We start from the raw sequence: 17737 nt of genomic DNA on the forward strand, positions 1-17737 counted from the left end.
GCACCCCCTACAGCCAAGCCCGCCTCACCGGCCTGACCGGCCTCACCGCACACCTCACACTCATCGAGGCCCACCACCCCGGCGACCCCATCACCCTGCCTTTCCCCCTCGGCCGCGCCCGCGCCACCGACCGCGCCGACCGGCCTTCCAGCAGCGCCGATCGATGATGCGGCAGGTCGGTGACCAGCGATAAGATCATGACCAGGTCGGGGAACCGCAGAAATTTCGGTCTCGGAAGGAGATGAGATCGATGGGCTTCTTCGGCCTCGATCTCGGTGCCGGCCTCCACAGGGTCCTCAGATGGCTGGCCGTCACGTTCGGAATCGGATACGGCCTCAGCTGACCAATGCGCCGCACCCTCGCCGGAGCCCGGCTCGCGCGAATCGAGCGGGGCTTCGGGCGTTCAACGAGCGATCGTCGAGAGCGGACACGGCGAGATGGCCCTCTGGTTCAAAGTCGAAACGCCCGGCCGACCGCGTCGGTCAGATCAGTCTCGATCATCGCGATGTCCATCTCGATAGCGGGCAAGCGCAGGCGTGTGGTCTCGTCGCGAATGCGGTCGGTGAACAACCGGTCGCGGTCGAGCAGGTTCTGTGCGGCACGCTCCGGGTGACGTGTCCTGGCGGGGATGTCCCAGCCGCGCCGGTCGAATGCGGCCCGGCGGAACTCGGGTGTCGGAAGCAGCCACACGCCGTGCGAGACGGTCGGGAGCAGGGGCGCGACCAATCGCGGCAGCAGGCGGAACCCCTCGGCGATCACACCGGTTTCGGCAGACATACCCAGCAGGTCCTCGACTATGAAACCGAAACCCTCACCGTGGAACCAGTGAAACGTCTCCAGCATCGTCTCAGGTGATCGGTTCACCCAGCGTTCGTCCATATCCATCGCTCGGAAGCGGCTGAGCAACGGCGCGTCATCGGACGTGCTGCGGGCAGCGTGGTCGCGCATCGCCGCATCGGTCGAATACACCCGCAGCCCGTGCCGCGTCGCGAGATTCCGTGCGATCGTCGTCTTCCCCGCGCCGCTGCCCCCACCGATCCACCGGACGTGTCGAAGCCGCTCACGCAATACAGTCGCGGGGACAGATCGGATGTCCATCAGATCGAGTATTACAACCGAACCGGCTCCTACCGGCATCCGCACAACTATCCGTCCAGGCGATCCCCCGTAGTCGCCCCGTATCGCCGCGTGCAGGAGCGCGTCCACGCTCTCGGCCGCACCGATGATTTTCGGGGCGATCCGCCGTCGATGTCTCTGTAAGGACATGATCATGGACCTTCCCGAGGGGTGGTCGGTAGATGATCTCGCGGACAGGGAGAGGAATCCAGGCATGACGAGACCGTTTCGGTTCGGGGTCGTTGCCCCGCTCAGGACTGACGTGCCGACGTGGCGAGACCGCGTGCGCCGCATCGCCGACTGCGGCTACTCGACGCTGCTGGTGCCCGACTTCCCGCAGACGCAACCGGCGCCAGGCCCGATGCTGGCCACCGCCGCGGCCCTGACCGATCTGCGCGTGGGGACGTGGGTGTACGCCTCTCCGCTTCGCCCGGCCTGGCTGACGGCGTGGGAAGCGCACTCGCTGTCGCTGCTGACCGACGGTCGCTTCGAGATGGGCATCGGCACCGGCAGGCCGGGAAACGAGGACGAGCTCCGCGACAAGGGACAGCCCGCCGTACCGCCGCCGAACCAGCGGCTGGCGCAGGTACGCGAGACCGTCGGGGCGCTGCGAGATCTCGACGGCCCGGACCGTCACACGCCGGTGGCGATGGCGGTATACGGTCCGAAGGCCCGGGCGTTGGCGGCCGAGGTCGCGGACACGGTCACCTTCGTGCTGGGGGGTCAGCCTCGGGGCGAGGTCGAGCGGCTGGTAGGTGAGTTCCGCACCATCGGGGATGCCGAACTGGCGCTCGCGGTTCCGGTTGTCGGCGACACTGTCGCGCCGCACATGGCGCCCCCCGACACCGACCCTGCCGCGTGGCGCGCGGCGGACGCACTGACCGTGCTTCCGGACGACCCGGCGGCCGCCGCGGAGGAAATTCAGCTGTTCGCGGCTATACCCTGCGGTCCATGACACTCGACAGCAGGACCGTTGTCCAGGCCGCGTGGCGTGCGTTCGCCAGCCATGATGCCGAGCAGATCGCGGCATTCTTCACCACCGACGCGGAGTGGCTGGCGCCGTCCGGCAACGCGACCGCGGTCGCGCTGAACGCACCCAGTCACATGGTCGGCCGCACGGCCATCACGCAGTTTCTCGCGAACGACTTCCCGCGCTTGTTCGTCGCCGATGTCGTGGTGAACTTCCACGGCTTCTATTCCGACGGTAATCGGGTGATTGTGGAGGAGACGATGAGTGCCACGCTGGCGAACGGAAATCGATACGTCAACGACTATTGTTTGGTATTCGAGTTGCGCGACGGTTTGATCCACCGGGTTCGGGAATACCTGGATACCGCACGCGGCCATCGCGATGTCTTCGGTGATTCGGCTACCACTACCAGCGGAGATCCCCAACTCGCTTCATGATCGCGAAGTCCGGACGGCGTACTGGTTGTCGGGGGACGAGACATCGACGGCTCTCGCCGCCGCCGATCGTCCCGCCCACGTCCACGGCGTCTCCGGTGCCACCACGATTCCTATTGCGTTCGGCACTTCGATGTGCCCTCGCGGAGGAACTCGCCATATTGTTTCCGTTGCGAGAAAAGTAATTTTATGGCCTCTGCGGATGGCCGTTAGCTTCGAAGTCATGGAATGGAATCTTTGGTCGGCGGGTGAGATGGCGGCCGCGTTGCGGGCTGGTGAAGTGTCCTCGGTGGAATTGACCGACGCGGCGATCGCTGGGATCGAGCGGCATGACGGGGCGATCAACGCCATCTGTGTGCCGGACTTCGATCGCGCGCGGGCGGCGGCACGGCATGCCGACCAGGCGCGCAGCCGGGGCGACGATCGGCCGCTGCTGGGTATCCCGGTGACGGTCAAGGAGTCCTACAACATGGTCGGGATGCCCACGACTTGGGGCATGCCGCAGTACCGGAACTTCGCACCGGCCGAGGATGCGGTGCAGGTGTCGCGGCTGAAGGCCGCGGGCGCGGTAGTGCTCGGCAAGACCAATGTGCCGTTGGGGCTGCAAGATGTGCAGAGTTTCAACGAGATCTACGGCACCACCAACAACCCGTGGAATCGCGGCCGCACGTCGGGCGGATCTTCCGGCGGATCGGCCGCGGCCCTGGCATCCGGCTTCGGTGCGCTGTCCATCGGCTCCGACCTCGCCGGTTCGTTGCGCACCCCGGCGCATTTCTGCGGCGTCTACGCGCACAAGCCGACACTCGGGCTGGCGGCGATGCGCGGTATGACCCCGCCGCCTGCGCCGGCCTTGCCGACCGAGGCCGACCTCGCTGTTGTCGGTCCGATGGCGCGCACCGCCCGTGACCTCACTCTGCTGCTCGACGTGATGGCCGGACCGGACCCGCTGACGCTCGGCGTGGCGTATGAGGTGACGCTGCCGCCCGCGCGCCACGAGAGACTCGGCGACTTCCGGGTCTTGGTCCTCGACCAGCATCCGTTCATCGCGACCGGGGCCGCGGTTCGAGCGGGCGTGAACCGGGTGGCCGACGCGCTTGTCGCCAGTGGTGCCCGCGTCGAACGGCACAGCCACCTACTGCCCGATCTGGCCGAAGCCGCGACTCTCTACACGCGGCTGCTGTTCTCCGGCTCCGTGGCGCGATTTCCCATCGACACCTACGAGCAGTTGCAGGCACGCGCAGCCGGCCTGAGCGCGGACGACCAGAGCCTCGACGCGGCGCGGCTGCGCGGCATGGTGTCGAGTCATCGCGATTGGATCGAGGTGAACAACCGTCGCGAGATCCACCGCCACGGCTGGCGGCAGCTGTTCGGCGAGTTCGATGCCGTGGTGTGTCCCATCACGCCGACTCCCGCGTTCCCGCACGACCACAACCCAGATCTGATGGAGCGTCGGCTCGACATCGACGGGGTCGAGTACCCGTACTTCGACCAGCTCGTCTGGGCCGGGCTGGCCACCATGCCCGGCCTTCCCGCAACAGCTGTACCGGCGGGTCGATCCCCCGAAGGTCTGCCGGTCGGAGTGCAGCTCATCGGCCCGATGTTCGAGGACCGCACCCCACTGCGGCTGGCCGAACTGCTCGAACAGCGAATCGGCGGCTTCCAGCCACCGAAGTAGGCGTGCATCGAGGGCCTGTCGGGGACGAAGGCCCTCGACACTCGCCGGTAAGAAGTGCGCCACCGGCCGCGCTTAGGGTCTGACCGTATGACAGCCCTCTTCCGTCCCATCAGAAGTCTGGCGATCGTACTCGGTGTGGCTGTGGCGATTCCGCTGCTCGCGACCCTGGCCTTCGCGGCCATCGGCCACCCCGAATGCGCGACCATCCCGCAAGATGTGGGCCCTTGTGGATACTGGGCGCGCGTGGCGGAATTCGGGCCGTTCATCATGCTGTGGGGAACGGTCATCACCGCAGGCCTCGGGACAACGGCGTGGCTGATGGGCGTCGCCGTACTCGGTCTCTTCGCGGCGCTGCGCCGTCGCCGCGAGTAGTGCATCGGCGTGGCATATCGGGCGATGCTCGTGGTCCCCGCTCGTTCACGGTCCGTCGTACAGTCGCTCGTTCGGCAGCCGGCGTAAGCCCGTTGTGTCGCCTGGGATCACCTCGACGGAGTCGACGAACCGTCGCCGGTGCTGTTCTTGCAGGAACCACAAGGCGGAGGTGAGGCAGGCGGCGAAGTCCAGGCGGTGGCCGTCGATCACCACAGCCAGGCGCACGTCCGGCTGCTCCGGGTGCGGTGAAAGTTGCTCTCGGGTGTGGTCGAGGGCCGGTTCGTGTTTGCGCCCCACGGTAGATTCCGTGCCGGGTGCTCGCATGATCGATCGTTGGCGCAGGGCATCGGAAACACCGTCGGCGCCAACCGATTTCCTGATTTTGTAGAGCGCCGCTATGTAGGTGGCGCAGGTCATGGGTGGGCAGTTCTGGTGATGGTGGTAGGCCGTGCGCGCGGCCTCGTAGCTCTGCATCGGCCAGTGCGGGTTGCTGTGGTCCAGCCACGAAAGCGTCCGGGCGAGGACGTCGGTGTCGTAGCACGGCCCGCTCGAGTCGGCCTCGGTATCGCCGTTGATGGCCATTCGGTCGAACACCTCCCACGAGAAAGGCGGCGCGGAGCCGCGACAGAACTTCGGAGTCATGTGCGTGGTGCCGCCACGCGAAGGTGGAGCGGGAGCGGTTGAGCCGGACCCGGTTCCGCGCGCACCCACGGATCACGGCGCGGCTCGGTGAGGTCACACAGGCGCTCGATATCGACGTCCGATGGAAGCGATCGGCTGGCGGCCCGCTCCAGATAGAGCCGTTCCGCGCGGGTGACGCGGTACTCGAGGATCGCCGTGCTCACGAAGAAACAGATCGCGAGCCACGAGACAACCCCGAAGGCGATGAGCACAGGCATCATCGCGCTAGTGCGGACCAGGCCCGCACGGCATCGATGACTGCAAGGCCGGACGGAAGGAAGGCGTTCCGAGCCGGGACAACCCATTGCCGGATGGAGCCGTTCGGGACCGGGGAAGGGAGCGCTATGACGGCTCCCTCTCGCGCGATGCTCACATCCCTGCGGAACATCTCGGCGAACAGTTTGACGTCGTCGTCTTCGATGTCGGGACGGATGAGGAACGTCCAGCGATCCGAGCGCGTGTGTCCGACAACAGGTCCGAGTGCGACACCCCTGCCCTGCATGTGCGCTTTCACCGCTCGGCCCAATCCGCTGGGCATCGTCACCGCCCACACAGACCCGGCCCGCATCACGATCCGCCCTAGTTCCGGTGGGTCGATCACGGCGTTGAAGCCGCAATTCCTGCGATAGAACATGCAGCGGGACAGCGGTGTGTCCCCGAACGCTCCGTCATCCATCGGTAGACCTCAACTCACAGAGAAGGCGGGTAGGTGCGCCCGGCTCCGTCCACCCGTGCTGGGCGGCGAACCGGCGTCGGGAACGTGAGCGGAAGATCGCCGTCGCTTGCTCACGCCGCCGGGCGCACGATCAGGAGACACCCAAAACCCGCTTGGCCGGGACGATTTCAACGCAAACGTTCGCAAAAATCTGGTGTCGTTTTAGTTGTTGACGCATCCTTGTTCGAGTTGCAACACACTCCGGAAGGTCGAGATGGCAACAGATTCCACAATCGCCCGGCGCATCCTGGGCATGCAGCTGGAGACGCTGCGGGAGCGCGCCGACATCACGAGAGATGCCGCAGCTACCGCGATCGCCTCCGCGCGATCAACGATCTGGAAGATGGAGACCGGTCAACCGGTCCGCTTCAACCCGGTCCTGATCGAGCGACTGTGTCAGCTCTACAACGCCACTGAGAAGGAGACCCGGGTCGTCCTGGAGCTGGTCAAGGAAACCAAGGGTGCGAAAGGCTGGTGGCAGGCATTTGCCGAGGACACGATCCCGAAGGACTTCAATCTGTTCGTCGGTCTAGGGGATGCCGCCAACCGGATCACGTCGTACCAGACGACGTTCTTGCCGGGCCTGCTGCACACTGAAGAGTACAAGCGCGCGCTTATCTGGACGGAGTTCCCGAACAAGCCCGCCGAGGATGCCGAACGCATGTTGCAGGTCGGACTCAAACGCCAATCACGGCTCACCGACGAACGTAATCCCCTTACCTTTCATGTGTTTGTCGATGAGTCTGTGCTTCGACGCAAGACGGGAAACACCGAAATCATGACTGCCCAGCTCCGCCACTTGTTGGAGGTCGGGGAGTTGCCGAACGTATCGATCCGCGTTGTGCCTGCGACAGTTGGCGCGTACCGCGCTCTTCTGGTCGGCATATTCGTGCTGTTGGAGTTTCCGCGCCACCCAACCGCAGATTTGACGGTGCCACCCGTGGTCTATGTGCAAGGTTTCTTGGGCGACTTGTACCTTGAAAGCGCAGACGAGATCCGGCAGTACCGTCAAGCCTGCGCAGAACTGGACCGTCTGGCGCTGGATGAGGCAGGCAGTCGAACCCTCATCTTCAAGATCGCGAAGGAGTATGACAGTGAGCGTTGACCTATCCAGTGCGAAGTGGTTCAAGAGTAGCCGCAGCAGCGGGGCGAAGGATTGTGTCGAGGTCGCGCACCTCGAAGGCGGCATGGTCGGCGTCCGCGACTCGAAGAACCCCACCGGCCCGGCGCTGGTGTTCACTCCCAGCGACTGGGACGCGTTCACCGCTGGCGTGAACGACGGCGAGTTCATGCGCCCCTAGCAGTAGCGATCCCTGCGGCCCGGCCCGCTGTCCTCGAAAGGACAGGGGCCGGGCCGTTTTCGTTGTATCTCGACCGAGAAGTCGCGACCCGGCAGCCGACAGCCACCGCACACATCAAGATCAGCGGCACATGGTCGAGACTCTTCTCGCGAAATGCCACAGCCGTGTGCCACTCGACGGCACCGCCGCGTTCGGGAACGGTGGCTGGTTGGGGGTGGAGTTAGGTCCTCTACCTGCGGAAATGTGGAAAACCTGGGATCGGTAGGGCGCGAATCGTTCCTACCTTTTTCTCATCGGCCCCACACAAGGGCCGGGGAAACAGAACCAGGGGCCTCCGCCCCGCAAACGACAAGGACAGACCATGAACACCACTTCGTTCCGCATCGCCGCCGCCGCTTTCGCCGCCACCGCCGCGGTCGCCGTGCTCACCGGCTGCGGTGACAGCAAGGGCAGCTCGCCCGCCGCGCCCGCGCCGACCTCGGCGCAGCCGGCCGCTCCGGCGGGGAAGTCGGTCGCTTCGGTCGACGGCAAGGCCTTCGACGCGAAGTTCGACACCACTTGCGCCAAGCAGGGCGGCACCCTCGCGCTCGCGCTGACCGACACCGCGAACTCCGCCTACGGCAACCTGACGGTGAGCGCGACGATCACCGACGCGAACACCGTGCAGGCCGTCGGGATCGCGGGCAGCAAGGGCGGCGACAACGGCCTGCCCTACGCGGTCGGCTTCGGCAACGGCATGCCGGGCGGCTCCGCCACGGTCGTCAAGGACGGCAACACCTTCAAGGTCACCGGCGAGGGCGTGGGCGCCCCCGACCTGACCAACCCGCTGGCCGCCCCGAAAACCGCGAAGTTCGACATCACCTTCGCCTGCTCGTCCATCGTCGGCGCCTGATCGCCGCATGTTCTCCCGGTCCGCCCCGTCATCCCGCTCGAACCACCGGGATGACGGGGCGCGGCGAACCCCGAAACCGCACACCGAAAAGGAAATGTCATGAAAAGGATCCGTCTGCTCGCCCTCGCCCTCGGCGCCGCCGCGATCGGCTACTACGTCTACCACGCTGTCACCTACGTCCCCACCAGCGACTGGGAGCCCTCCGGAATGGGCTGGCTCGGCGTCGAGATGGCGCTGCCGATCCTCGCGTTCACCCTGGTCCCCATGGTCTTCGCCTTTACCGGCGAAGGGATCATGATCGCCTTGACCGGACGCAACAGCGCCGAGTTCCGCGAGGGGCTCACCGGCCTGGGCACGGTCCGGTCGGTGCGGCAGACCGGGGTCACCGTCAACGACCAGCCGCAGGTCCACGTCGAGTTCAGCGTCGAAGGCGCCGACGGCAAGATCTTCCACTCCGCCGCGAAGATGATCGTGCCGTTCACCGAACTGGCCCTGCTGCGGGCCGGGGTGGTGCTTCCGGTGCGCTACCTGCCCGGCCGCACCGACCGGGTCGAGGTCGACCTGTCCGGCGACGCGTCCGCCGCACAGCAGGCGATGAACGAGTCGCTGATCCGCAAGGGCATGACCACCCGGCACAAGCTCGACATCGCCGAGCGGGGCATCGCCACCCAGGCGGTGGTGCAGTCGCTGTCGGTCACCGGCACGATCCGCGATGGGCACACCGAGGTCGAGCTCGGTTTGGTGGTCACCCGGCCGGACGGCTCCACCTTCGCCACCCGGGTCACGAAGTTCCTCGCCCCGGCCGGTGTCGCCCAGGTTCAGGTGGGTCGCATCCTGCGGGCGCACTACCTGCCCGAGGACGAGAGCGAGGTCGTCATCGCCCTTCCGGTGAACGCCTGATGGGTGGGCCGGACGAAATCCGAGCCGGTCCCACCGAGAACGAGGCAGCTGTTTTCCGACACCCATGCCGCGCCGATTCGAGATCATCGAACCGGCGCGGTTTCCGTTTGTTCCCAGGTCTGGTGGTCCGGCAATTTGAGGGTTACCTAATTGGGCGGTTGTTCACTTTGCCGTCCCTTCCGGATTGTCCGGATGGTTTACCGTGCGGCCATCGGCCCAACCCAGGAGTCACCGTGAGTCTTCAGCCACTCGCCCTTTTCGTGAAGCACGACGGACAGTCGTCGCGCGCCGCCGTGACATGTGAGTACAAGTGCGCGAACGCGTGCTTCCACGAGCCGCCGAACACCTCCTCGGGCGCCTACTTCGGCGACATCGTCAGCTCGCTGAACCGGCGGGGGCTGATCAAGGGCGGCGCGGCCGCCGTGCTCGCGGTCGGTGCGGGCAGCGTGCTCGCCGCCTGCGGTGACGACGAGCCGAAACCCGCGGTGTCGGCCTCACCCGCGGGCCCGCCGGGAACCGGCACCGATTTCGCCGCCGTCGCGCCGAACAAGGAAGACGCCGTGGTAATCCCGGACGGCTACGAGCAGTCCGTCGTGATCCGCTGGGGCGATCCGCTGTTCCCGGACGCGCCCGCCTTCGACTTCGACAAGCAGACCGCCGCCGCGCAGGCCAAGCAGTTCGGCTACAACAACGACTTCGCCGCCCTGTTGCCGATCGAGGGCCAGGCCAACGGCTACCTGCTGGTGGTCAATCACGAGTACACCACCAGCCCGCACATGTTCCGTGGCTACAACAAGGACGCGCCGACCGACGAGCAGATCGCGGTCACCATGGCCGCCCACGGGTTGACCGTGGTGGAGGTCAAGGGTGAATCCGGCTCCGGCAGGCTCGTTCCCACGTTCGGCAAGTACAACCGCAGGATCACCGCGACCACCGAGTTCCAGTTGACCGGTCCCGCCGCGGGCAGCGAGTTCGTGAAGACCTCGGCCGATCCGACCGGCACCAAGGTGCTCGGCACCTTCGCCAACTGCTCCGGCGGCCTGACGCCGTGGGGCACCGTGCTGTCCGGCGAGGAGAACTTCAACGGCTACTTCGCCAACGGCGACAAGGTTACCGAGTCCGCCGCCGCGACCCGGCTCGAGCGCTATGGCTTCGCCGCGGGCAAGACCGCCAACCAATGGGAGCGCGCCGACAAGCGTTTCGATCTGGCGCAGGAACCCAACGAGGCCAACCGTTTCGGTTACGTGGTCGAGGTGGACCCGTGGGACCCGAACTCGACGCCGATCAAGCACACCGCGATGGGCCGGCTCAAGCACGAGGGCGCCACGATCTACGTCACGAAGAACGGCGACGTCGTCTCCTACACCGGTGACGACGAGAAGTTCGACTACATGTACAAGTTCGTGTCCTCGCGCAAGATCCAGTCGGGCACGGGCGCGGCCAGCATGCGGCACAACCTGACCATCCTGGACGCGGGCACCCTGTACGTCGCCAAGCTCACCGGTGATCACGCGGACAAGATCGACGGCACCGGCGCGAAGCCGTCGGACCAGGGTTTCACCGGCACCGGCCAGTGGATTCCGCTGCTGGAGACCGGCGCGGACGGCAAGGGCAAGTCGCTGGTCGACGGCATGAGCGCGGAGGAGGTGGCGGTGTTCACCCGTCTGGCCGCCGACAAAGTGGGCGCCACCAAGATGGACCGCCCGGAGGACTTCGAGGCCAACCCGTACACCGGCAAGGTGTACGTGGCGCTGACCAACAACGACAACCGCGGCGCGGAAGGCAAGCAGGGCCCGGACGAGGCGAACCCGCGCAAGCTGAACAAGAACGGCCAGGTCCTGGAGATCGACGACAACCACACCGGCACCACGTTCACCTGGTCGCTGCTGCTGGTCTGCGGTGATCCCGCGGCGGCCGACACCTATTTCGCCGGATACGACAAGGCCCACGTCAGCCCGATCTCCTGCCCGGACAACCTGGCCTTCGACCCGTACGGCAACCTGTGGATCTCCACCGACGGCAATGCCCTGAAGTCGAACGACGGCTTGTTCGCCGTGGTGCTCGACGGCCCGAACCGCGGCCAGACCAAGCAGTTCCTCACCGTCCCGCGCGGTGCGGAGACCTGCGGCCCGGTGGTGAGCGAGGCGCGGGTCATGGTGTGCGTGCAGCATCCCGGCGAGGCCGACGACGCCACCCCCGAAAACCCGTTGTCGCACTGGCCCGACGGCGGCACAGCTCAGCCGCGCCCCTCGGTCGTGGCGGTCTGGAAGAAGGCAGGCGGCCGCATCGGGGTCTGACGACCACAGCCGCGGCGCCCCACCGGCCCCCTGCAACCACGGCCGACCACCTCCGCGGCTTTCCCACGGGTGGAGCCGCTACTCGACTGGGCGAGTGGCGGCTCCACTCTCATCCGCTGCCGGTGCCGCCGCTCATGTTCGCGAAGCGGGCGAAATCGCCTTGGGCGCCGCTGTAGACGTTGAGGTCGACGCGGCCCGCTATGCCGGGGATGGTGCCGCTGTCGGTGGTCTGCCAGAACGTCCACGTGGACCAGCCGCCGGGGACTTCCGGTTGGGCGTTGCCGCGATAGTCGGCGATCCACAGCGGGTAGTCGGCGAACTCGGTCGTGTCGGCCATCGCGGTATGCCAGAAGTTGGGATAGGTGTAGAGAATCGGGACGCGGCCGGTGAGTGCTTCCACAGTGTTCAGGTAGCGGCGAGTCCAGTCGATCAGGGCTGCCGGGCCGAGACCGCCGGTGTTCTCCAGGTCCAGCACCGGCGGCAGGTCGAGCGGTCCGTTCTGTCCCAGCGCCACCGCCGCGTACATCGCGGCCTGCGGTTCGGGCGGCAGATTGGGCCGGGCGTAGTGGTAGGTGCCGCGAGCGAGGCCGGCGGCGCGCATCAGCAGGCTGTCGGGCACGAAGTACGGATTGATGTAGTTGAGCCCCTCGGTGGCCTTGACCATGGCGAAGTTGTGGCCGGCGCGCTTGACCGCGAACCAGTCGATCAGACTGCCATCGGTGTGCTGCCAGGAGGAGACGTCCGGACCGGTCGGCGCGGCGGTCGCGGGTAGCGCGGTGGCGAGGATGCCGGACAGTGCGATCAGCGACAGCGCCGCGGCGCGGCGAGGGGTCGACCTCCAGGTGTCCATGCCGCACGACGATAGCCATTCGCTCTGATTGTTACCAGTGTGACGGATGGGATGTCTGATGTGTCCTCAGCCGAGCCAATCCAACACCGAGGCCGCCGTCCACGACTGCTGCATGCTGCCGAGCGGTTCGCCGGTGAACGGCTCGTAGTACTCGGCGAAACTGCCGTCGCTGGCCTGCCGCAACCCCTCGGCGCGCAGCATGAACGAGCGCTCGGCCCAGCCGCGCCGGGCGAAGACCCAGGAGAACAGCCAGCTCATCACCGGCCACACCGGGCCGCGCCAGTACTCGCGGGAACGGAAATCCTTGGACACCGGCGACGTGGAGGGCGGCAGCGCGTAGCGCAGATCCGGATGCCCGCAGAAGCGCGGGCCCTCGAACAGGCGCAGCAGAGCGCGCTCGGTGTCGCGGGGAAGACCGCCGCACAGCAGCGGCGCGAACATCGAGAGCGTCTCGGTGTTGATCCACCGCTGCAATCGCACGTCGAAATCGCGGGCCGCGCCGGTGCGGGCATCGGCCGTCGCGACGACGCCGGCGCGAAACCGGTCGGCCCAGGCGTAGAGATCGCGCACGTCCGCGTGCGGCTGCTTGTACTCCTCGCCGATATTGGCCAGCACCTCGCAGGCCAGCGAGAAGATGCCGGTGACGAACACGTCCTCGACGGCGAAGCTCATGGTGGAGGCGAGCTGGTAGTCGTCGTAGCCCGCGCGGCGCATCTGCTCGACCAGCCACAGATAGCGGTCGTACTCGCGGTCGGTGGGGCGCTGGGTCGGATCGGACACCACCAGCACGTCCTCGCGCCGGTAGGGCGGCAGGTCGCCGGGGACTACGTGCTCATAGGCGCGATCCCAGCGCGGCGAGTTGTCCATCCCGGACTCCCAGCCGTGATACAGCGTGATGCGGCCGGTCTCCTTGGGATCGCGAGCGTGCGCCAGCCAGCGGTGCCAGCGCACCAGATCCGGCCAGCGCCGGTTGAGGAACTCCTCGGCAATGGCCCTGGTACTGCGACCGTGCCTGCGCGAATGATCCAGGATCCGCTGCACCGCGATGGCGTGCACGGGCGGTTGGGTGATCCCCGAGGTGTCCGGGCCGTCCGGCGCGTCGGCCGCCAGTTTGCGGCACTCCCAGCGGGCCGGGCCGGGGAAGTAACCGTCCACGCCGTTGGCGAAGACGATGTGCGGGATCATTCCGTTCTTCCATTGCGCCGAGAGCAAGGTGTCCAACTCGACCACCGCCCGCTCCACGCTCAGCGGCGCGAGCCCGACCGCGACGAACGCCGCGTCCCAGCTCCACATGTGCGGGTACAGTCGGGGCGCCGCGCTGGTCATCGTGCCCAGATCGTTGCCGCGCAGCAGGTAGGCAGCGCGGGCCGCGAGCTGGGTGGGGGTGAAGCCCGGATGTGCCATCCCCCTATTCTGCGATGTCACCCGCAGATATGCCCGCTCAGCGGTGTCCGTTTCGTCTTCATCCGCTCGGCCCGCGGCCGGTTCTTGTTCGGCGGTTCTCACTTTCGCACGCCCCGTCCATGATTCGCTGCTTCGAGATTCTCACCTCGAGTCAGCCTGCATCGCTAGTCGTTCGTCCAGTGCTACCGGTTTTTACGCCTTCTTCTCCCAGCCGGTTACGGTGGGGGCCATGACTTCCGCCGCGAGCCCGAAACCGACCGCGTTGATCACCGGCGCCGGCCGCGGCCTCGGCGCCGCGATCGCCCGTGCGCTCGCGCCCACACACGATTTGCTGCTCGGCGCGCGATCGGCGGAGTCGCTGCGCGGCATCCTGGCGGAGCTGCCCACCGCGCAGGGCTGGCCGGTGGAGCTCACCGACTACGCCGCCGTCGCCGAAGCGGCCGCGCCGATCCGGAGCCTGAACGTGCTGGTGCACAACGCGGGCATCGCCGATCTCGGCACGATCGCGGAATCCACCGTCGAGCAGTGGCGGAATACGTTGGAAGCCAACCTCATCGCGGTCGCCGAACTCACCCGCCTGCTGCTGCCCGCGCTGCGGGCGGGCCGGGGTCACGTGGTGCTGATCAACTCGGGCGCGGGGCTGCGCGCCAACGCGGGCTGGGCCTCGTACGCGGCGAGCAAGTTCGGGCTGCGCGCTTTCGGTGACGCGTTGCGGCAGGAGGAGCCGCAATTGCGGGTGACCTCGATCCATCCGGGGCGCATCGACACCGATATGCAGCGCGAGATCATCGCGGGCGAGGGACGCGAGTACCGGGCCGAGGACTTCCTCACGCCGGAGACGGTGGCCTACGCGGTGCGTTCGGCCATCGAAACTCCCCGCGACGCGCACCCCACCGAGGTCGTGCTCCGGCCGTACTGAATCGCGGACTCACGGCGAATCGCGGGCGGAGCGCCGACGACAGCGAATTCCGCCCGGTGGCACGGCTCGCTGTCCGACTCCGGTGTGATCACCGAGGAGTAGCTGATCGAATGCGCGCGGCAGCACTCCAGCCGCAGACGATCGTCATCGGGCATGCCGACGCGCCCGCCGTCACGCACTGCTACGGGCGATTGGTAGACATCGTCGAAGAGCGCAACCTTTCGCTGGTCACGCTCGACGACGTCCTGCTCCCGCCGCGCTGACCGTCAGGCGACGATGTTCACCAGGCGGCCCGGCACCACGATCAGCTTGCGCGGCGGCGCTCCGTTCAGCAGCGCGGCGATCTTCTCGTCGGCCAGCGCGGCCGCCTCGATCGCCGCGTTGTCCGCGTCGGCCGCCACCTGAACCCGGCTGCGTACCTTCCCGTTCACCTGGATCGGATACTCCACCGACTCCTCCACCAGCAGCGCCGGATCGGCGACCGGGAAGGGGCCGTGCGCCAGCGAGGCGGTGTGCCCCAGGCGTTCCCACAGTTCCTCGGCGATGTGCGGGGCCATCGGCGCCAGCATCAGCACCAGCGGCTCCACCACCGAGCGCGGCGCACCGTCCGGGTAGCTCTTGGTCAGGTGATTGGTCAGCTCGATCAGCTTGGCGCCCGCGGTGTTGTCGCGCAGCGCGGCGAAATCCTCGTCCACGCCGGCGATCGTCTTGTGCAGCAGGCGCAGCGTCTCGCCGGTCGGCTCGGCGTCGGTCACCCGAAGGGCGCCGGACTCCTCGTCGACCACCAGACGCCAGGCGCGCTGCAGGAAGCGGTGCGCGCCGACGACGTCCTTGGTCGCCCACGGCCGGGAGGTGTCCAGCGGGCCCATGGACATCTCGTAGAAGCGGAAGGTGTCCGCGCCGTACAGGTCGCACATCTCGTCCGGCGAGATGGCGTTCTTCAGCGACTTGCCGATCTTGCCGTATTCCTGGCGCACCGGGATCTGCGCGCCGGTGGCGTCGGTCCAGAAGAATTCGCCGTCGCGCTCGATGACCTCGGCGGCGGGCACGTACGCGCCGCGCTCGTCGGTGTAGGCGTGCGCCTGGATGTAGCCCTGGTTGAACAGTCGCCGGTACGGCTCGCTCGCGGACACGTCACCCAGGTCGTAGAGCACCTTCTGCCAGAACCGGGCGTAGAGCAGGTGCAGCACCGCGTGCTCGACGCCGCCGACGTACAGGTCGACGCCGCCCGGATCGTCCGGTCCGCCGACGTCGGTGCGCGGGCCGAGCCAGTACGCCTCGTTCTCCTTCGCGCAGAACGTTTCCGCGTTCGTCGGATCGGCGTAGCGGATCTCGTACCAGGAACTGCCCGCCCACTGTGGCATGACGTTGGTGTCGCGGCGGTAGCGCTTCGGCCCGTCGCCCAGGTCCAGTTCGACTTCCACCCAGTCGGTCGCCTTGGCCAGCGGCGGGGACGGCTCGGAATCCGCGTCGTCCGGATCGAACGTCACGGGGGCGAAATCGTCCAGCTCCGGCAGCGATACCGGCAGCATCGATTCCGGCAGCGCGTGCGGAGCGCCCTGCTCGTCGTACACGATCGGGAAGGGCTCACCCCAGTAGCGCTGACGGGCGAACAACCAGTCGCGCAATTTGTACTGGATGGTGCCCTTGCCGTGGCCGTCGGCCTCCAGCCGGGCGATCATCGCCGCTTTGGCCTCCTCGACGGACATGCCGTCGAGATAGCCGGAGTTCACCAGCACGCCCTCGCCCGCGTGCGCGCCCTTCGCCAGGTCGCCGCCGCTGATCACCTCGACGATCGGCAGCCCGAGGACGGACGCGAACTCCCAGTCGCGGTGGTCGTGCCCGGGCACGGCCATGATCGCGCCGGTGCCGTAGCTGCTCAGCACGTAGTCGGCGATGAAGATCGGCACGGCCTTGCCGTCGGCCGGGTTGATCGCGTAGTTGCCCAGGAAGACGCCGGTCTTCTCCTTGTTCTCCTGGCGCTCCAGATCGGACTTGGCCGCGATCGACTTGCGGTAGGCCGCGACGGCGTCGGCCGGGGTGGCTGCGCCGCCGTTGGTCCAGCGCGGGTCGGTGTTCGCCGGCCACGCCGGCGCGGTGAGCTTGTCGACCAGCTCGTGTTCCGGCGCGAGCACGACGTAGGTGGCGCCGAACAGGGTGTCGGGCCGGGTGGTGAAGACCTCGATCTGCTCGCCGTCGGCGTCGAACTTCACCTGCGCGCCGCGGGATCGTCCGATCCAGTTGCGCTGCATCGACTTCACGTTCTCCGGCCAGTCCAGCCGGTTTAGGTCGTCGACCAGCCGATCGGAATAGGCGGTGATGCGCATCATCCACTGCCGCAGCCGCTTCCGGAACACCGGGAAGTTGCCGCGCTCACTGCGGCCGTCGGCGGTGACTTCCTCGTTGGCCAGCACGGTGCCCAGACCGGGGCACCAATTGACCACCGACTCGGTCTGATACACCAGCCGGTGCGAGTCCAGCAGCGCGCCGCGCTCGGCCGCCGACATCGTGTCCCAGGACCGGCCGTCCGGCACGGCGCGCGCGCCGGAGGCGAACTCGGCCGCCAGTTCGGCGATCGGGCGGGCGCGGTTCAGTTCGGTGTCGAACCACGCGTTGTAGATCCGCAGGAAGATCCACTGCGTCCAGCGGTAGTACTCGGGATCGGTGGTCGCGAACGAGCGGCGCCGGTCGTGGCCGAGGCCGAGGCGGTCCAGCTGGCGCTGCATCGTGGCGATGTTCGACTCGGTGGTGTCGCGCGGGTGCGCGCCGGTCTGCACCGCGTACTGCTCGGCAGGCAGGCCGAAGGCGTCGTAGCCCAGGGCGTGCAGCACGTTGCGGCCGTGCATCCGGTGGTAGCGCGCGAAGACATCGGTGGCGATGTAGCCGAGCGGATGCCCGACGTGCAGACCCGCGCCGGACGGGTACGGGAACATGTCCTGGATGAACAGCTTGTCGGCCGGGGTGGGGCCGGCCAGCGGCCCCACCGGGTTCGGCGCGTGGAAGGTTCCGCGTTCGTCCCACGTCCGCTGCCACCGGCGCTCGATGCGGCCGGCAAGCTCCGCGTTGTACCGGTGCTCTGGTACATCGCTTTCGGTTGCACGTGTGTCTTGCACGGTCCTGCCTTCTTGTGGTCGCCGATCCCCGACAAACTTCGTCTATCAGGGTAGAACGTCCCCTCCGATGGACCGAAAATCGGGCTGGCCTGGACTTT

Annotated in this window: 18 protein-coding genes; 11 read left to right on the forward strand and 7 right to left on the reverse strand. The window is 67.3% G+C overall.

Features of this window, described 5'->3' with window-relative positions:
* Window positions 1–450: 450 nt before the first annotated feature.
* The gene (locus ACWEKR_RS24790) at window positions 451–1098 is read right to left on the reverse strand and encodes a hypothetical protein (protein ID WP_452356500.1); all 648 of its coding nucleotides are present in this window, start codon (window positions 1096–1098) and stop codon (window positions 451–453) included.
* A 280-nt stretch (window positions 1099–1378) separates the two neighbouring features.
* On the opposite strand from ACWEKR_RS24790, the gene ACWEKR_RS24795 reads away from it, so the two are divergent.
* The 4 genes from ACWEKR_RS24795 to ACWEKR_RS24810 all read left to right on the forward strand — a co-directional run bounded on the left by ACWEKR_RS24795 (window position 1379) and on the right by ACWEKR_RS24810 (window position 4567).
* Entirely contained in the window at window positions 1379–2071 is a 693-nt protein-coding gene (locus tag ACWEKR_RS24795) for an LLM class flavin-dependent oxidoreductase (protein ID WP_452356501.1), read from the forward strand.
* Window positions 2068–2523 (forward strand): nuclear transport factor 2 family protein, encoded by a 456-nt coding sequence (locus tag ACWEKR_RS24800; protein ID WP_452356502.1) that lies wholly within the window; start codon window positions 2068–2070, stop codon window positions 2521–2523. The genes ACWEKR_RS24795 and ACWEKR_RS24800 overlap by 4 nt, the downstream gene beginning before the upstream one ends.
* A 25-nt stretch (window positions 2524–2548) precedes the next feature.
* Window positions 2549–4195: an amidase gene (locus ACWEKR_RS24805; protein ID WP_452356503.1), complete on the forward strand. Its 1647-nt coding sequence runs from the start codon at window positions 2549–2551 to the stop codon at window positions 4193–4195.
* A gap of 87 nt (window positions 4196–4282) precedes the next feature.
* Window positions 4283–4567 carry a hypothetical protein gene (locus ACWEKR_RS24810; protein WP_452356504.1) on the forward strand — a complete coding sequence of 95 codons (285 nt, stop codon included), beginning with the start codon at window positions 4283–4285 and terminating at the stop codon, window positions 4565–4567.
* Window positions 4568–4612: 45 nt separating this feature from the next.
* Here the strand turns inward: ACWEKR_RS24810 and ACWEKR_RS24815 are convergent, their stop codons facing one another.
* The 3 genes from ACWEKR_RS24815 to ACWEKR_RS24825 are packed head-to-tail and all read right to left on the reverse strand — an operon-like array spanning window position 4613 to window position 5924.
* On the reverse strand, window positions 4613–5149 hold the full coding sequence (locus ACWEKR_RS24815; protein ID WP_452356505.1) for a hypothetical protein: 537 nt from the start codon (window positions 5147–5149) through the stop codon (window positions 4613–4615).
* A gap of 56 nt (window positions 5150–5205) precedes the next feature.
* On the reverse strand, window positions 5206–5460 hold the full coding sequence (locus ACWEKR_RS24820; protein WP_452356506.1) for a hypothetical protein: 255 nt from the start codon (window positions 5458–5460) through the stop codon (window positions 5206–5208).
* 5 nt (window positions 5461–5465) lie between these two features.
* On the reverse strand, window positions 5466–5924 hold the full coding sequence (locus ACWEKR_RS24825; protein WP_452356507.1) for a DNA-directed RNA polymerase subunit beta: 459 nt from the start codon (window positions 5922–5924) through the stop codon (window positions 5466–5468).
* Window positions 5925–6177: 253 nt separating this feature from the next.
* Between ACWEKR_RS24825 and ACWEKR_RS24830 the strand changes: the two genes are divergently transcribed.
* The 5 genes from ACWEKR_RS24830 (at window position 6178) to ACWEKR_RS24850 (ending at window position 11353) form a co-directional block, all read left to right on the forward strand.
* A complete protein-coding gene (locus ACWEKR_RS24830; protein WP_452356508.1) occupies window positions 6178–7068 on the forward strand; it encodes a helix-turn-helix domain-containing protein in 891 nt (296 codons plus the stop codon).
* The gene (locus ACWEKR_RS24835; protein ID WP_452356509.1) at window positions 7058–7264 is read left to right on the forward strand and encodes a DUF397 domain-containing protein; all 207 of its coding nucleotides are present in this window, start codon (window positions 7058–7060) and stop codon (window positions 7262–7264) included. Before ACWEKR_RS24830 ends, ACWEKR_RS24835 begins: the two co-directional genes overlap by 11 nt.
* A 361-nt stretch (window positions 7265–7625) precedes the next feature.
* Window positions 7626–8156 carry a lipoprotein LpqH gene (locus ACWEKR_RS24840; RefSeq protein WP_452356510.1) on the forward strand — a complete coding sequence of 177 codons (531 nt, stop codon included), beginning with the start codon at window positions 7626–7628 and terminating at the stop codon, window positions 8154–8156.
* A gap of 99 nt (window positions 8157–8255) precedes the next feature.
* Window positions 8256–9056 (forward strand): hypothetical protein, encoded by an 801-nt coding sequence (locus ACWEKR_RS24845; protein WP_452356511.1) that lies wholly within the window; start codon window positions 8256–8258, stop codon window positions 9054–9056.
* Between the two features lie 233 nt (window positions 9057–9289).
* Window positions 9290–11353 (forward strand): PhoX family protein, encoded by a 2064-nt coding sequence (locus ACWEKR_RS24850; RefSeq protein WP_452356512.1) that lies wholly within the window; start codon window positions 9290–9292, stop codon window positions 11351–11353.
* A 109-nt stretch (window positions 11354–11462) separates the two neighbouring features.
* Here the strand turns inward: ACWEKR_RS24850 and ACWEKR_RS24855 are convergent, their stop codons facing one another.
* Together ACWEKR_RS24855 and ggh are read right to left on the reverse strand one after the other, a co-directional pair.
* Window positions 11463–12203 (reverse strand): glycoside hydrolase family 25 protein, encoded by a 741-nt coding sequence (locus tag ACWEKR_RS24855; protein WP_452356513.1) that lies wholly within the window; start codon window positions 12201–12203, stop codon window positions 11463–11465.
* 66 nt (window positions 12204–12269) lie between these two features.
* Window positions 12270–13607, reverse strand: coding sequence for a glucosylglycerate hydrolase (gene ggh, locus ACWEKR_RS24860; protein ID WP_452356514.1), 1338 nt, complete (start codon window positions 13605–13607; stop codon window positions 12270–12272).
* A 229-nt stretch (window positions 13608–13836) separates the two neighbouring features.
* Between ggh and ACWEKR_RS24865 the strand changes: the two genes are divergently transcribed.
* Window positions 13837–14526 carry an SDR family oxidoreductase gene (locus tag ACWEKR_RS24865; protein WP_452356515.1) on the forward strand — a complete coding sequence of 230 codons (690 nt, stop codon included), beginning with the start codon at window positions 13837–13839 and terminating at the stop codon, window positions 14524–14526.
* Between the two features lie 110 nt (window positions 14527–14636).
* Window positions 14637–14789, forward strand: a complete 153-nt coding sequence (locus tag ACWEKR_RS24870; RefSeq protein ID WP_452356516.1) for a hypothetical protein — start codon at window positions 14637–14639, stop codon at window positions 14787–14789.
* Window positions 14790–14792: 3 nt separating this feature from the next.
* On the opposite strand, the gene leuS is transcribed toward ACWEKR_RS24870, so the two are convergent.
* Complete coding sequence (gene leuS, locus ACWEKR_RS24875) at window positions 14793–17639, reverse strand: leucine--tRNA ligase (RefSeq protein ID WP_452356517.1); 2847 nt, start codon at window positions 17637–17639, stop codon at window positions 14793–14795.
* Window positions 17640–17737: the final 98 nt, after the last annotated feature.

This window comes from Nocardia sp. NPDC004573, assembly GCF_053602135.1.

Bases quoted from the DNA above. Each gene is read 5' to 3' on its own strand.
- ACWEKR_RS24790 (WP_452356500.1), bottom strand. From the start codon at position 1,098: ATGGACATCCGATCTGTCCCCGCGACTGTATTGCGTGAGCGGCTTCGA.
- ACWEKR_RS24870 (WP_452356516.1), top strand. From the start codon at position 14,637: ATGCGCGCGGCAGCACTCCAGCCGCAGACGATCGTCATCGGGCATGCC.
- ACWEKR_RS24830 (WP_452356508.1), top strand. From the start codon at position 6,178: ATGGCAACAGATTCCACAATCGCCCGGCGCATCCTGGGCATGCAGCTG.
- ACWEKR_RS24810 (WP_452356504.1), top strand. From the start codon at position 4,283: ATGACAGCCCTCTTCCGTCCCATCAGAAGTCTGGCGATCGTACTCGGT.
- ACWEKR_RS24800 (WP_452356502.1), top strand. From the start codon at position 2,068: ATGACACTCGACAGCAGGACCGTTGTCCAGGCCGCGTGGCGTGCGTTC.
- ACWEKR_RS24855 (WP_452356513.1), bottom strand. From the start codon at position 12,203: ATGGACACCTGGAGGTCGACCCCTCGCCGCGCCGCGGCGCTGTCGCTG.
- ACWEKR_RS24865 (WP_452356515.1), top strand. From the start codon at position 13,837: ATGACTTCCGCCGCGAGCCCGAAACCGACCGCGTTGATCACCGGCGCC.
- ACWEKR_RS24840 (WP_452356510.1), top strand. From the start codon at position 7,626: ATGAACACCACTTCGTTCCGCATCGCCGCCGCCGCTTTCGCCGCCACC.
- ACWEKR_RS24815 (WP_452356505.1), bottom strand. From the start codon at position 5,149: ATGGCCATCAACGGCGATACCGAGGCCGACTCGAGCGGGCCGTGCTAC.
- ACWEKR_RS24845 (WP_452356511.1), top strand. From the start codon at position 8,256: ATGAAAAGGATCCGTCTGCTCGCCCTCGCCCTCGGCGCCGCCGCGATC.
- ggh (WP_452356514.1), bottom strand. From the start codon at position 13,607: ATGGCACATCCGGGCTTCACCCCCACCCAGCTCGCGGCCCGCGCTGCC.
- ACWEKR_RS24825 (WP_452356507.1), bottom strand. From the start codon at position 5,924: ATGGATGACGGAGCGTTCGGGGACACACCGCTGTCCCGCTGCATGTTC.